At 73.0% G+C, this 12,336-nt stretch carries 14 protein-coding genes and 1 tRNA gene; 8 read left to right on the top strand and 7 right to left on the bottom strand.

Annotated features, from left to right (window positions below; translation table 11 throughout):
* Nucleotides 1–116 precede the first annotated feature (116 nt).
* Entirely contained in the window at nt 117–1,652 is a 1,536-nt protein-coding gene (locus tag ACTZWW_RS17590; protein WP_444782271.1) for a helicase HerA domain-containing protein, read from the bottom strand.
* A 211-nt stretch (nt 1,653–1,863) separates the two neighbouring features.
* Between ACTZWW_RS17590 and ACTZWW_RS17585 the strand changes: the two genes are divergently transcribed.
* The 4 genes from ACTZWW_RS17585 (at nt 1,864) to ACTZWW_RS17570 (ending at nt 4,605) form a co-directional block, all read left to right on the top strand.
* Nucleotides 1,864–2,037 (top strand): hypothetical protein, encoded by a 174-nt coding sequence (locus tag ACTZWW_RS17585; protein ID WP_169728792.1) that lies wholly within the window; start codon nt 1,864–1,866, stop codon nt 2,035–2,037.
* Nucleotides 2,038–2,186: 149 nt separating this feature from the next.
* On the top strand, nt 2,187–2,525 hold the full coding sequence (fdxA, locus tag ACTZWW_RS17580) for a ferredoxin FdxA (protein ID WP_372426089.1): 339 nt from the start codon (nt 2,187–2,189) through the stop codon (nt 2,523–2,525).
* Between the two features lie 405 nt (nt 2,526–2,930).
* Nucleotides 2,931–3,521, top strand: coding sequence for a CarD family transcriptional regulator (locus ACTZWW_RS17575; RefSeq protein WP_444782270.1), 591 nt, complete (start codon nt 2,931–2,933; stop codon nt 3,519–3,521).
* Nucleotides 3,522–3,738: 217 nt separating this feature from the next.
* Nucleotides 3,739–4,605, top strand: a complete 867-nt coding sequence (locus ACTZWW_RS17570; protein WP_444782269.1) for an RNA polymerase factor sigma-32 — start codon at nt 3,739–3,741, stop codon at nt 4,603–4,605.
* A gap of 19 nt (nt 4,606–4,624) precedes the next feature.
* Here the strand turns inward: ACTZWW_RS17570 and ACTZWW_RS17565 are convergent, their stop codons facing one another.
* Nucleotides 4,625–6,058 (bottom strand): M48 family metalloprotease, encoded by a 1,434-nt coding sequence (locus ACTZWW_RS17565; protein ID WP_444782268.1) that lies wholly within the window; start codon nt 6,056–6,058, stop codon nt 4,625–4,627.
* Nucleotides 6,055–6,882: a thermonuclease family protein gene (locus ACTZWW_RS17560; RefSeq protein WP_444782267.1), complete on the bottom strand. Its 828-nt coding sequence runs from the start codon at nt 6,880–6,882 to the stop codon at nt 6,055–6,057. The genes ACTZWW_RS17565 and ACTZWW_RS17560 overlap by 4 nt, the downstream gene beginning before the upstream one ends.
* Before the next feature lie 201 nt (nt 6,883–7,083).
* On the opposite strand from ACTZWW_RS17560, the gene ACTZWW_RS17555 reads away from it, so the two are divergent.
* A complete protein-coding gene (locus ACTZWW_RS17555) occupies nt 7,084–7,737 on the top strand; it encodes a hypothetical protein (RefSeq protein ID WP_444782266.1) in 654 nt (217 codons plus the stop codon).
* 197 nt (nt 7,738–7,934) lie between these two features.
* Nucleotides 7,935–9,305 carry a cytochrome P450 gene (locus ACTZWW_RS17550; RefSeq protein ID WP_444782265.1) on the top strand — a complete coding sequence of 457 codons (1,371 nt, stop codon included), beginning with the start codon at nt 7,935–7,937 and terminating at the stop codon, nt 9,303–9,305.
* A 9-nt stretch (nt 9,306–9,314) separates the two neighbouring features.
* On the opposite strand, the gene copM is transcribed toward ACTZWW_RS17550, so the two are convergent.
* The 4 genes from copM to ACTZWW_RS17530 form a co-directional block, all read right to left on the bottom strand.
* Nucleotides 9,315–9,710: a CopM family metallochaperone gene (copM, locus tag ACTZWW_RS17545; RefSeq protein ID WP_444782264.1), complete on the bottom strand. Its 396-nt coding sequence runs from the start codon at nt 9,708–9,710 to the stop codon at nt 9,315–9,317.
* An 81-nt stretch (nt 9,711–9,791) separates the two neighbouring features.
* Nucleotides 9,792–10,007 carry a heavy-metal-associated domain-containing protein gene (locus ACTZWW_RS17540; RefSeq protein ID WP_444782263.1) on the bottom strand — a complete coding sequence of 72 codons (216 nt, stop codon included), beginning with the start codon at nt 10,005–10,007 and terminating at the stop codon, nt 9,792–9,794.
* Nucleotides 10,008–10,087: 80 nt separating this feature from the next.
* Nucleotides 10,088–10,564, bottom strand: coding sequence for a hypothetical protein (locus ACTZWW_RS17535; protein ID WP_444782262.1), 477 nt, complete (start codon nt 10,562–10,564; stop codon nt 10,088–10,090).
* Nucleotides 10,561–11,118, bottom strand: a complete 558-nt coding sequence (locus ACTZWW_RS17530; RefSeq protein ID WP_444782261.1) for a hypothetical protein — start codon at nt 11,116–11,118, stop codon at nt 10,561–10,563. The genes ACTZWW_RS17535 and ACTZWW_RS17530 overlap by 4 nt, the downstream gene beginning before the upstream one ends.
* A 145-nt stretch (nt 11,119–11,263) precedes the next feature.
* Between ACTZWW_RS17530 and ACTZWW_RS17525 the strand changes: the two genes are divergently transcribed.
* Both ACTZWW_RS17525 and ACTZWW_RS17520 read left to right on the top strand, forming a co-directional pair.
* Nucleotides 11,264–11,340, top strand: a tRNA-Arg gene (locus tag ACTZWW_RS17525).
* 120 nt (nt 11,341–11,460) lie between these two features.
* Nucleotides 11,461–12,336, top strand: an 876-nt coding sequence (locus ACTZWW_RS17520; protein WP_444782260.1) for a DNA translocase FtsK 4TM domain-containing protein, incomplete at its 3' end; no start/stop codon positions are given.

Raw genomic sequence — 12,336 nt, 5'->3', positions numbered from 1 at the left:
GCCTGCGATACCCATGCGCGATCTTAGCGCGGCGGCTGCGGCACGGCGCCTCGGTGGACGCACCTATGGCACGACGCGCGAGATCGATCGACCCGCCACCCTGCCGTGCAGTGCCTTCAGCCGGTGGCGAACAGGTCGCCGGCGCCGCCCTCGTGGGGCTCCTCCCAGGCGGCGGGGTCGCCGGCCTTGGTCTCGATGCCGAGATCGGGGAGCGCGACGATGCGGTGGCCGCGCATGTCGGCGCGGGTCACGACGTGCCCGCGGCTCTCCATGTACTGCACCAGCCTGCGGGCGCGCCCGGGCGAGCGCGAGCCGCAGGCCCGCGCGATCTCCCCGTCCGGCGGGCAGGGCGCGCCTTCGTACGCGGCCCGCGCGAGGAGCAGGTAGACGCCCTGGATGTCCTCCGGCAGGTCCGCGGCGGCGGCCTCGGCGCGCGCCCACGAATCCTCCGGGATCGCGCCGGCCTCGACGCCGGCCCGCGCCACGGACAGCCGCTTCTTGAAGGCGGCGAGGGTGAGCGCCTCGCCGGGAACGCGCTTGATGCGCATGCGCACGAGCAGATCCTGGTAGAGCACCGCCACCGAGCGGAAGGCTGCATCCGGGTCGGCGAGGAGATCGCGGACGATCTCGTCGATCATGGCGTCGCGCTCCTCGGCGGCGAGCGCGACCTCCTCCGCGCTCGGCGGCGCCGCGGCGGCGGGGCGCGAGCGCACGAGCTCGGCGAGGATGTCGTTCGTCGAGGGCGGCGGCGGGGGCGCCGGCCGGCGCTCCGCGCGCGGGCGCAGCGGCTCGGGCTCGAGCGGGGCGAGGATCAGGTCGCGCGCGGCCTCGTGCGGGGTTTCCGGCAGCGGCATCAGCTTGGGGCTCGTCGAGCGCGCCTGCGTCTCCACCGCGCCGATCCGCACCGGCACCGGCCGGCGCGAGAGCGCGGGGCCGAGCGCGACGAAATGCCCGCGCTGGAGGTCGCGGAAGCTCTCCGCCTGGCGCCGGTCCATGCCGAGAAGGTCGGCGGCGCGCGCCATGTCGATGTCGAGGAAGGTGCGGCCCATCAGGAAGTTCGAGGCCTCGGCCGCGACGTTCTTGGCGAGCTTGGCGAGGCGCTGGGTGGCGATGACGCCGGCGAGCCCGCGCTTGCGGCCGCGGCACATCAGGTTCGTCATCGCGCCGAGCGAGACCTTGCGCGCCTCGTCGGAGACCTCGCCGGCCGCCATCGGCGCGAACAGCTGCGCCTCGTCGACGACGACGAGCATCGGGTACCAGTGGTCGCGCTCGGCGTCGAAGAGCCCGCCGAGGAAGGCGGCGGCCGCACGCATCTGCTGCTCGGCGTCGAGCCCCTCGAGGCTGACGACGACGGAGACGCGATGCTGGCGCACGCGCCCGGCGACGCGCACGAGGTCCTGCTCGGAGCGGTCCGCCTCGACGACGACGTGGCCGTACTTCTCGGCCAGCGTGACGAAGTCGCCCTCCGGGTCGATGACGCATTGCTGCACCCAGGGGGCGCTCTGCTCGAGCAGCCGGCGCAGCAGATGCGACTTGCCGGAGCCGGAATTGCCCTGGACCAGCAGGCGCGTGGCGAGCAGCTCCTCCAGGTCGACGAGCATGCGCCCGCCGCCGGGCGACGCGTTGTCGCCGATGTCGATCCCGACCGTCATCTCGCCGCCTCTCGCGCCTCCCCGCGCTCCGTCAGCCGCTCCGGGTGGTCCTCGATAGCACGCGTGGGCGCCGGCGCGAGCCCCCGCATCCGGACCCTCCACAGCTTGCGACGATGCGCCCGGGACCCCATCCTCGGGTCTCTACCGTTCGAACGGAGCGAGCCGGACCGCAGGCGGTCCACCACGTCACACGCGACCCGAGGAGGCGACGATGAGCGACGTCGACAACGAGCGTCCCTGGACGTACGAGCAGGTGCAGGAGCTGATCGCGCTCGCGCGCGAGAACGTTCCCGCCTCGGTGATCAGCATGAAGACCAAACGCTCGCAGGCGTCCGTGCACGCCAAGCTGTCCGAGCTCGGCCTTTCGGTGCCCCCCGAGGCGTGAGCGTGGGCTCCGCCGCCTCGCGACGGCGCGTCGCGGCGCGTCGCCGCGGGCACCCCAACCGGAGATAGGCCGTGCGGGGACGGTCTTGCGCCGCGAACGCGGTCGCGTTACGAGGAGCGGCCCTGAGGTGAGCGGATCGGGATCGCCAGATGACCTACGTCGTCACGGAAAACTGCATCAAGTGCAAGTATATGGATTGCGTCGAGGTCTGCCCCGTGGACTGCTTCTACGAGGGCGAGAACATGCTCGTCATCCATCCCGACGAGTGCATCGACTGCGGTGTCTGCGAGCCGGAATGTCCCGCCGAGGCGATCAAGCCGGATACCGAGCCGGGTCTCGAGCAATGGCTCAAGATCAACGCCGACCTCTCCAAGTCCTGGCCCAACATCACCCAGAAGAAGGACGCCCCCGGCGACGCGAAGGAATTCGACGGCATGGCGGGGAAGTACGACAAGTTCTTTTCGCCCGAGCCGGGCGAGGGAGACTGACGTAACGACAAGCACGAGCTGCGCGCACCGGCGCCGCCATCGCACCGCGATCGGCGGCCGTTTGCGGTGCAACCTGTCCATTCATTGCGATTTTCTTTGATTTATCAGCCGGCTCGTGGTAGGAAACAGTCCTGCCGCTTGACGCGCCCTGCGCGCTGCAACCTCGCACGTGAAGCCATAAGCAGAACATGAGATCAGCTCACGCACCCCTCGCTCGGGTCCTTCCGCAACGCGTCCCGGCGAGGTCGAGAGGGCGCATTCCGTCACCGGCCGAATCTTGAAGGGGACACCGTCGGAACCCGTGAGGGTCCCGCGGCGTCAAGTCTTTTCGACCGTCGGACCCCTTTCCGGCGGCGCTGTCTGTGTCGCGGTCGTCCGCGGCGCGCAACAGGGAGCCTCCAACGCATGACGACCCCCAAGAAGACTGGGAAGCCTCTGGGTTTCAAGGCGGGCGAAGCGATCGTCTACCCGGCGCACGGCGTCGGCCAGATCACCGCGATCGAGGAGCAGGAGATCGCCGGGTTCAAGCTGGAGCTCTACGTCGTCAGCTTCGAGAAGGACAAGATGGTCCTGCGCGTCCCGACCGCGAAGGCGGCGACCGTGGGCATGCGCAAGCTCGCCGAGCCGGACCTCGTCAAGAAGGCCCTCGACACCATGTCCGGCCGCGCGCGCGTGAAGCGCACCATGTGGTCGCGCCGCGCGCAGGAATACGAGGCCAAGATCAATTCCGGCGACCTGATCTCCATCGCCGAGGTGGTGCGCGACCTCTATCGGTCGGACGCGCAGCCCGAGCAGTCCTATTCCGAGCGCCAGCTCTACGAGGCCGCCCTCGATCGCGTCGTGCGCGAGATCTCCTCGGTGAACAAGATCACCGAGACCGAGGCGCTCAAGCTCATCGAGGCCTCCCTCGCCAAGTCTCCGCGCCGCGGCAAGGGCGCCGAGGCCGAGTCGGCCGAGGCCGGCGAGGGCGAGGACCTCCAGGAGGAGGCGGCCTGAGCGACCGGCCGTACGCCTTCAGGCGGATCGAGAGCCCGGCCGCGAGGCCGGGCTCTTTTTTCGTCTGCGCTCGGCTTCACCGAGGCCGGATACCCACGACGCCGGCCCCGCCGGGTCGGCACTCATGCAAGCATCCCCATGCGGGCTCGCCCGATCCGGCGTGATCCGGAGGAACGATCGGGGCGTACACCCTCTTGAAGAGCATGGGGAGAACGCTATGGCCGAGATCGCCGGAGTTCGCCGTCAGTTCGTCCGCGCCGCGATGGCGGCGCCGTTCCTGGAGCGCGAGGAGGAACGCGCGCTCGCCGCCCGCTGGAAGGACGCGAAGGATCAGGAGGCGCTGCACAAGCTCACCTCCGCGCACATGCGCCTCGTGATCGCGCTCGCCTCGCGCTTCCGTCACTACGGCCTGCCGATGGCGGACCTCATCCAGGAGGGCCACGTCGGCCTGCTGGAAGCGGCTGCCCGCTTCGAGCCCGAGCGGGAGGTGCGCTTCTCCACCTACGCCACCTGGTGGATCCGCGCCTCGATCCAGGATTACATCCTGCGGAACTGGTCGATCGTGCGCGGCGGCACCTCGTCGGCGCAGAAGGCGCTGTTCTTCAACCTGCGCCGCCTGCGCGCCAAGCTCACCCGTGCCGGCGACGACCGGATGTCGGAGGAGGTCTACGCCGAGATCGCCGAGGCGATCGGGGTGTCGCTCAAGGACGTGGCGACGATGGACGCCCGCCTCTCCGGCCCCGACGCCTCGCTCAACGCTCCCGTGGCGGACGCCGACGCGGCGAACCCGACGGAGAAGATGGACTTCCTCGTCGACGACGGCCCCCTCCAGGACGAGACGGTCGGCGAGACCATCGACGCCGAGCGGCGCGTCCGCTGGCTGCGAACGGCACTCTCCTGCCTCAACGAGCGCGAGCTCGACATCGTCAAGGCGCGCCGCCTCGCGGAGGAGCAGTCGACGCTCGAATCGCTGGGCGACCGGCTCGGCATCTCCAAGGAGCGCGTGCGCCAGATCGAGAGTCGCGCGCTCGAGAAGCTGAAGAAGGCGCTCACCGAGAGCCATCCGGAGATCGCGGCCGGGTGAAGGCGCGAGGGCGCCCCGATCACCCCGCCACGATCTTGTACTTGCGGCCCGGCTCGATGCGCGTGTGGTCGATCAGGCCGTTGAGCGCGCGAAAGGTGTCCACCGGGCGCTCCACCTGCATGCGGGCCGCGAGCGATTCCAGCGTGTCGCCGGCACCCGCCGTAACCACCCGCACGCGCAGCCGAGCGAGCGCGGCGATCTCCGCCTCGCCGATTCGGCGAACCGTGGAGAGCGTGCTCTGGAAGGCCGTCTCGGCGCCGGCATCGGCGGGGCGGTAGGCGAAGATCAGGCGGTAGACGGCGTCGCCGGCCCGCACCGCCGCGACGCGGAACAGCCAATCCTCGCCCCGCGAGCTCGCCACCGCCGCGGAAAGACCGTTGACCTCCCGCTCCTCCACCGCGCCGGTGACGACCGAATCGGTCCAGGTCGCGCGCACGACCTCGGCGAGGCCCTGCCCGGCCGCGGGCTCGACCGCGTCGAACATCAGGCGGCGCTCGCCGTCCGTCGATGTGCCGAGCACCGCGCGCGACGCGTTGTCGAGGGTGAAGCCGTCGGGCGCGGTGAAGCCGATCCCCAGCCGGGCGTTGAGGTAGCGCTGGCCGCGCACGATCCCGTCACGCGGATCCTCGCCGAAGGCGATTCCGTCGATCGCCGCGAGGTAGGCGTCGCGGTCCCCTGCGCCGAGCCCCGGCGCTCCGATGCGGCGGGCGGCGTTGCGGGCCTCCGCGATGCGCTCGGGCGTCGAGGGATGGCTGGCCAGACGGCTCGGCGGGCCGCCGGCACCCCCGGTCATGGCGTCGGCGAGGCTCATCCAGCGGTCGAGCGCGGTGAGGAAGCGCGCGGCACCGAACGGGTCGAAGCCGGCGCGCGCGAGGGTGCGCACGCTCACCGCATCGGCCTCGAGCTCCTGCGTGCGGGAGAAGCTGGCGAAGTCGTAGCGCGAGGTCTCGCGAATGTCGGCGCTCGCGCGCTGGTCGCGCAGCACGTCCGACACGACGCGGCTGACCAGCACCGAGCGCGCCTCGAGCTCGCTGCGCGCCGCCGCGTGGGCGAGGGTGACGTGGGCGATCTCGTGCGCCATGACGGCGGCGAGCTCAGAGGCGTCGTCGGCCAGCGCGATCAGCCCCCGGGTCACGTAGAGCCGCCCCGAGGGGAGCGCGAAGGCGTTGATCGCGGGGGAATCGAGGATCGTGACGCGGTAGCGCACGTCCGGCCGGTCGGTCGCGGCGACGAGCTTGGCGGTCATGCTCTCGAGCAGCGCCTGCGTCTGCGGCGCGCGATACTCGCCGCCGAAGCTCGAGACGAGCTGCTCGTGCTCGCTGTCCACGCCGGTCACGGCCGGCGCCTGCACGGGCGGGCGCGGATCGCCGCCGAAGATCAGGTTGCAGCCCGACAGGCCGGCTCCCGCCGCAGCGAGGACGGCGAGCCGCACGATGATCGATGCTCTCGTCATGGAAGGGGACGCCGCGGCTGTGCACTCGTCATCGACAGGATCTCGATCGCCTCCGCCGCCCCGACGCGCAGGGCCGGGCCTCGCCAGACCTCGATTATACCGCGCACGCGCATTCGTCGAGCCTCGAGCGCCTCCGCGCCGAGGCCCGATGCTTCGAGCCGCGCCCACACGTCGTCGGGGACGATCGCCGTGAAGCCGCCGTCCCACGCATAGCCGAAGTCGAGATACGTGCGCCGCTCACGCACGCCCACGCGCCGTACCACGCCCTCGACGACGGCGAAGCGCCCCGCTTGCGCGGCGAGGGCCTCGGTCTCCTCCGCGCGCAGAACCCGCTCGGCGGGGTCCGCCCACAGCCCGAGGCGGTCGCGCCGGGCCGCCGCCTCGAGATCGAGGAGGCCCGGCCGGCACAGCAGCCCATCGGGGCCGGGATCGACGCGGGCGAGGCCGCGGGTCACGAGATCGGCGGCGAGATCGGTCGCGGGCGTCCCGCCCTCCGCCGAAGCCCCGCCCGCGATCTCCAGGATTCCGGGGCGGCGGCCCCAGCGATCGGGCTCGACATCGAGCGTGCGCACGCCCGCACGCGCGCCGATCAGGCGATCGAGCGCCTCGCGCGCCGCGACGCCGGCGGGCCCTGCGTCGGCGAGCCGCACCCCCGCGAGGCGGATCGTGGCGCCGTCGTCTAGGAGCACCTCGCCGCGTGCCGGAACGGCCGCGATCCGCGCCGTCACCGGCGCCGCCGCGCAGTCGAGCGCCGCCGCGGGGGCGATCTCGGCGCAGACGGAGGCGCAGAGCGCGAGGACGAGTGCGGCGACGAGACGCGACATCGGGGTGGCTCCGGCTCCGGAGGGTGGTGTGCCGAACCTAGCCGCAATCGCCGGACGATGCACGTGGCGCCGCAGGCCCGAACGATCCTTCGGCGGTGGTGCCGTCCGCGATCGCGTGCGCACGCCCCGACGGGGGTTCTGAAGCCCATTGCCCGGCTCCCGCGGATGCGCTCTGCTGGCGGCCGGAGGAGGGCACCCGCCATGCCGCTGCAGAACCGCGTCACGCCTTTCGGCGCGCTCGTCGCGACCCCGCACCGGGGCACGTTGATGGGCAATCGCGGCTGCCTGCACGACGCGGAGCGGCGGATCGGGACGGCGCGCTGGCGCAGCCGCGCCTGGATCGCCTGCCTCACGGCCTTCGCGGGCAGGCGGCGCGCGCTGATGCAGCCGGGACGCTACACCGAGCTGTTCTTCCTCGACGAGGCCACGGCCTTCGCCGCCGGGCATCGCCCCTGCGTGGAGTGCCGGCGCGCCGACTGGCGCCGCTTCGCCGCCGCCTGGCGTGCCGGCAACGGGCCGCCACCGGACGGGCCGCTGCGGGCCGCCGATCTCGACCGCATTCTCCACGAGGCGCGGGTCGATCCGCGCACGCGCGCGCAGGTCCGCACGCCCGCCCGCCTCGGCGATCTCCCCGACGGCGCGATGGTCGTGCATCCCGGGGAGACGGGCGAGGAGCCGGAGGTGGCGCTCCTGTGGCTGGGCAGGCGGCTCGCGCCGTGGTCGCCCGCGGGCTACGGCGCGCCGCGCGCCGCCGATCCCGGCCGCGCCGTGCTGTCGCTCACGCCCGCGCCGGTGCTGCGTGCGTTCGCCGCCGGCTACGTGCCGGGCGTTCACCACACCGCGCAACCCGGGTAGCGCGCGGATCGCGTCGCCCGCAGCGCGGTTCCGCCGGGATCGGGACATGCGACGGCGGGAGCGTACGGAGCCTGGCGCAGGACGGCCGCGGCGCCCACGAACTCACGCTGCGTGACGCGCGGGAGTTGCTCATCTATGCTTATCCTAAGTTTTGCAAAGGCCGTGAATCCCAGGCCCCATCCCGAGGACCCATCCCCATGCGTCACGAGCCCGCAACGGCCGCCGCTCGTTCGCCGTCGCCGCCGCGCCCGCCCGCCTACCCGCTGCTCGGGCACCTGCCCTGGATGGCGAAGGACGCGCCGGGCTTCTTCACGCGCTGCGCGCGCGACCACGGCGGCGTCGTGGCGCTCGCGCTCGGCGGCTGGCCGGCGCTGCTGGTGACGGATCCCGACGCCATCGAGCCGATCCTCGTGCGTAACCATACGTCCTACATCAAGCACAGATTCTTCTGGCGGCACGTGCGCGCCATCTTCGGGGAGGGACTGCTCACCAGCAACGGGGCACTCTGGCAGCGCCAGCGCCGCCTCGCCGCCCCCGCCTTCGCCGGCCGCAAGCTCGACGGCTACGGCCCGATCATGGTGCGCATGACGCAGGAGCTGCTCGAGACGTGGACGCCCGGGCGGGCGCGCGACCTCCATGCCGACATGATGGGGCTCACCCTGCGGATCGCCGCGCGCACGCTGTTCGGGTCCGAGGTGAAGGAGGAGGTCGAGCGGATCGACCACGCGGTGACGCTCCTCATGGAGGAGATCGCGGCGCGCTACGCGCGGCCGTTCCTGATCCCGGACGCGGTGCCGCTGCCCGGCCACATCCGCTACCGGCGCGGCCTGAAGGTGGTCGAGGACGTGATCGCGCGGATCATCGCCGAGCGCCGCGCCCGCCCGACCGAGGCGAGCGACCTGCTCACGCTCTACATGCAGGCCCGCGACGAGGACGGCGGCGGCATGTCCGATCGCCAGTTGCGCGACGAGATGGTCACCCTGCTGCTCGCCGGCCACGAGACGACGGCGCTCGTGCTGTCGTGGGCCTGGTACGAGCTCGCGCGCCACCCGCAGGCGCAAGAGCGCCTCGTCGCCGAGATCGACGAGGTGCTCGGCGACCGGCCGGCCGGCGTCGAGGACGTGCGCCGCCTCCCCTTCGCGACCTGCATCGTGAACGAATCGATGCGCCTCTACCCGCCGGGCTGGGCGGTCGGCCGGGAGACGACGCAGGCGGTCGAGATCGGCGGCTGGCCGGTCGCGAAGGGCACGACGGTGATCATGGCGCCGTGGGTGCTCCACCGCGACCCGCGCTGGTTCGACGATCCCGAGGCCTTCCGCCCCGAGCGCTGGGAGGACGGGCTCGAGGAGCGGCTGCCCCGCTTCGCCTACATGCCGTTCAGCGGCGGGCCGCGGGTGTGCATCGGGGGGCGCTTCTCGATGATGGAGGCGATCCTCGTCCTCGTCACCATCGCCCGCCGATTCCGGCTCGCGCCGGTGGCGGGCCGGGAGACGACGCCCTTCCCGTCGATCACGCTGCGCCCGAAGGGCGGCGTGTGGGTCGCGCCGCAGGCGCGCGGCGGCGCCTGAGCGGCGCGGTCAGTGCCCGCGCGCCGCGAGCCAGGCCTCCATCTCGGCGATCTCGCGCTCCTGCTCGCGGATCACCGCCTCGGCGAGCGCCCGGATCTCCGGGTCGGCCCCGTGGTCGAGGACGACGCGCGCCATCTCGATCGCCCCGCGGTGATGCGGGATCATGCCGCGGACGAAGTCGACGTCGGCGTCGCCGGTGAGCGGGATGTCCATCTCCGCATGCATGCGGGCGTTGGCCGCGCGGAACGCTGCGACCGCCGGGCTCTCGGCCGCGACGACGGGGGCGGCGTGAGCGCCGTGGGCGCCGTGGGCACCGTGGGCGGCGTCCTGGGAGGCGGTCGCGGGGAGCGCGACGGCTGCCGCGGCGAGAACGAGGGCGGCGGCGGTGACGGAGAGGGACTTCATGGGCGTGATGCTCTTACGATTGGAGAGGGACAGGGGGCGCGCCGGGGGAAATGCGGCCCATCGCGGGCGTGGCTGCGCGCCTCAGCCGGCCTCGGCCGCCGCGACCGGCGTCGCCGCGTAGCCGCCGCGGGCGAGCGCGGCGCGCAGGTCGGCGTCGCTCGCCCGCGAGACGATCGAGACGCGCTTGGCGTCGACGTCGGCGGAGACCTCCGCCGCGGGATCGACGGCGGCGACGATGCGGGCGATGGCCTTGGCGCAGCCGCCGCAGCTCATGTCGGGAACGCTGTAGAGACGCACGGGACCCTCCTCGTGAAGAATGTCCCCGCGTTCATCGACCTTCCCACCATGGCAAGGTCAAGCGGTATTCGCGAGGCCGTTCAGCGCACGAGCCGCTCGCGGGTCAAAGCCCCGCATCTCACGAAAGGATGCCCGCCTCCGATGCCCTCGGGCAGGAAGAGGCGCAGCGTGAAGGCGTTCTCGCGCAGGATCCAGCCCCAGCCGCGGTACTCCTCGCCCTCGGAGTAGCAGGTCACCGCGCCGGAGATCACGTCCTCGCGGGCCTGCGCGTCCTCGAAGTAGCAGGCGCTCTCGTAGAAGCCGACGGCGAAGCCGCCGCTGCCGAATACCACGCCCGCCGGCGTGACCTCGAATCGCCCCACCGCGACGCGTGCCTGGTTTTCGACGTCGTCGAAGCAGCCGTCCGGGTCGACGCCCCACCAGCCCTCCACCTCGCGCAGGAGGTCGGCGCGCGCGCCCGCGGCGCCGAGGGCCAGGACGAGCACGAGGGCGAGGGCGAGGACGAGGGCGAGGACGAGGGCGCGCCCGGAGCGCCGGGCGGTCGCCGGCACGGTCATCGCGTCGCTCCCCCGTGCCCGACCCGCAGCTCGTCGAGGGACTGGATCGCGTGGACGCGCACCGCGTCGGCGCCGCCCCGGTAGCCGTACTGGCGCGCGAGGCCGTCGAGGTCGTCGAGGCGCGGATCGTCGCCGAGCGCGAGCCCGTGGCAGCCGGCGAAGTAGAGGACGTAGGCGTAGGTGGTCGCCCCGGCGGGCGTGCCGTCGGCGATGGGCGCGAGCTCGACCTGCTCGAAGCCGCCGACCTCGACCGGCCAGACCAGCGAAGGCCTGGTCTTCGAGCAGAGGAACCACGTCGTGAACGGATCACCGCCCTCGCGCCGGCCGGGGCTGTCGTAGGAGCCGCCCGGATGGTGCGATTCCCACGACTTGAGCGTCGCGCGCTTGAGCACCTCGCCGCCCTCGGCCGTCACGATGTTGTATTCCTCGATCGAGAACCAGGAGCAATAATCCATGTGGCAGCGCCCCCGCAGCAGCTCCGCCGCGGAGGCGGGCACGACGCAGGACGCCACCGCGGACAGCACGCACGCGGCGATGGCCGGAACGAGACGCACAGGACCCAACCCCTTCTTCGAGAACATCCGGGCCAGAGCCTAGCGGCTCGGCCGCGCCCCGGGGAGCGGGCGATTCCGGATTGCCCGGCGCGCGTTCGTGCGGGTGGAATCGCGCCGACGACCATGCTACACACGCCGCCGCGACGGTCCCGTAGCTCAGCAGGACAGAGCAGCGGTTTCCTAAACCGTTGGTCGGAGGTTCGAGTCCTCCCGGGATCGCCACCCTCCAGAGTGCCCGGCCCCGCGGGCCTGCGTCGCCCCCGCCCGATCGCCTCAAGGTTAAGCGCCCCTTAACTCGCCCTGCCTACCCTCCGCTCGTCGCCACCAAGCCTCGATCGGACCATGCCCGCACGACGCCGCGCCCCTTCACCCGCCGACGAGCTCAAGGACGCCCTGCGCGGGTTCCTGCGCCGCCGGATCGCCGAGACGACGGGGCTCGTGCTCCTCGCCGCGGCGCTCGCGCTCGCGCTGGCGCTGGCGACGTGGTCGGTGGAGGATCCGAGCCTCAACCACGCGACGGACGGGCCGGTGCGCAACCTGCTCGGCTTCCCCGGCGCGGTGGCGGCGGATCTCGTGATGCAGCTCGTCGGGCTCGGCGCGGTCGCGCTGATCGCGCCGCTCGCCCTGTGGGGCTGGCAATTGCTGCGCGCGGGGGCGCTGCCGCGCCTGACGCTGCGCATCGGCCTCCTGCTCGTCGGCGCCGGCGCGGCGACGGCCGTCGCCGCGGCGCTGCCGGCGACGGCGCGCTGGCCGCTGCCGACGGGGCTCGGGGGCGTGTGCGGCGACGCGCTGCTCGGCGCCGTGCACACCGTCACCGGCATCGCCGGCGGCCCGGCCGCCGCCTTCGTCGGCTTCGTCTTCGCCGCGATCGCCATCCTCTCGCTCACCGCCGCCTGCGGCTACGGCTTCGCCGACGACGAGGAGGAGGCCGAGGACGAGGTCGCCCTGCCGCGCCGCCGCGGGCCGATCGACCTCGACGACCTCGACGAGCCCGGCCGGGAGGACGATCCCGGCCGCGCGCTCGTCTGGCTCGGCGCCGTGGCGCACGGCGTCATGAGCGCGCGCGGCGCGCTGCGCCGCGGCTTCGCGCTCGCCCGCGCGGCGCTCGCCGCCCGGCGCGAGGAGGAGGACTTCGCCTTCGCCGGCCCGCATCGCCGCGAGCCGGTGCTCGACGACGACTTCGTGCCGCCCGCGCGCCCCGTCCGACCCGCCGCGGGC

Origin of the sequence: Salinarimonas sp. NSM, assembly GCF_052380005.1 — a bacterium.
Classification (GTDB): Bacteria; Pseudomonadota; Alphaproteobacteria; order Rhizobiales; family Beijerinckiaceae; genus Salinarimonas.
The sequence above is the reverse complement of the archived record's forward strand: the minus strand, read 5'-3'. Positions and strand labels throughout refer to the sequence as shown.

Coding starts and splice junctions, on each gene's coding strand:
- ACTZWW_RS17590 (WP_444782271.1), bottom strand. CDS start 1,652: ATGACGGTCGGGATCGACATCGGCGACAACGCGTCGCCCGGCGGCGGG.
- ACTZWW_RS17585 (WP_169728792.1), top strand. CDS start 1,864: ATGAGCGACGTCGACAACGAGCGTCCCTGGACGTACGAGCAGGTGCAG.
- fdxA (WP_372426089.1), top strand. CDS start 2,187: ATGACCTACGTCGTCACGGAAAACTGCATCAAGTGCAAGTATATGGAT.
- ACTZWW_RS17570 (WP_444782269.1), top strand. CDS start 3,739: ATGGCCGAGATCGCCGGAGTTCGCCGTCAGTTCGTCCGCGCCGCGATG.
- ACTZWW_RS17535 (WP_444782262.1), bottom strand. CDS start 10,564: ATGACCGTGCCGGCGACCGCCCGGCGCTCCGGGCGCGCCCTCGTCCTC.
- ACTZWW_RS17555 (WP_444782266.1), top strand. CDS start 7,084: ATGCCGCTGCAGAACCGCGTCACGCCTTTCGGCGCGCTCGTCGCGACC.
- ACTZWW_RS17550 (WP_444782265.1), top strand. CDS start 7,935: ATGCGTCACGAGCCCGCAACGGCCGCCGCTCGTTCGCCGTCGCCGCCG.
- ACTZWW_RS17560 (WP_444782267.1), bottom strand. CDS start 6,882: ATGTCGCGTCTCGTCGCCGCACTCGTCCTCGCGCTCTGCGCCTCCGTC.
- ACTZWW_RS17565 (WP_444782268.1), bottom strand. CDS start 6,058: ATGACGAGAGCATCGATCATCGTGCGGCTCGCCGTCCTCGCTGCGGCG.
- copM (WP_444782264.1), bottom strand. CDS start 9,710: ATGAAGTCCCTCTCCGTCACCGCCGCCGCCCTCGTTCTCGCCGCGGCA.
- ACTZWW_RS17575 (WP_444782270.1), top strand. CDS start 2,931: ATGACGACCCCCAAGAAGACTGGGAAGCCTCTGGGTTTCAAGGCGGGC.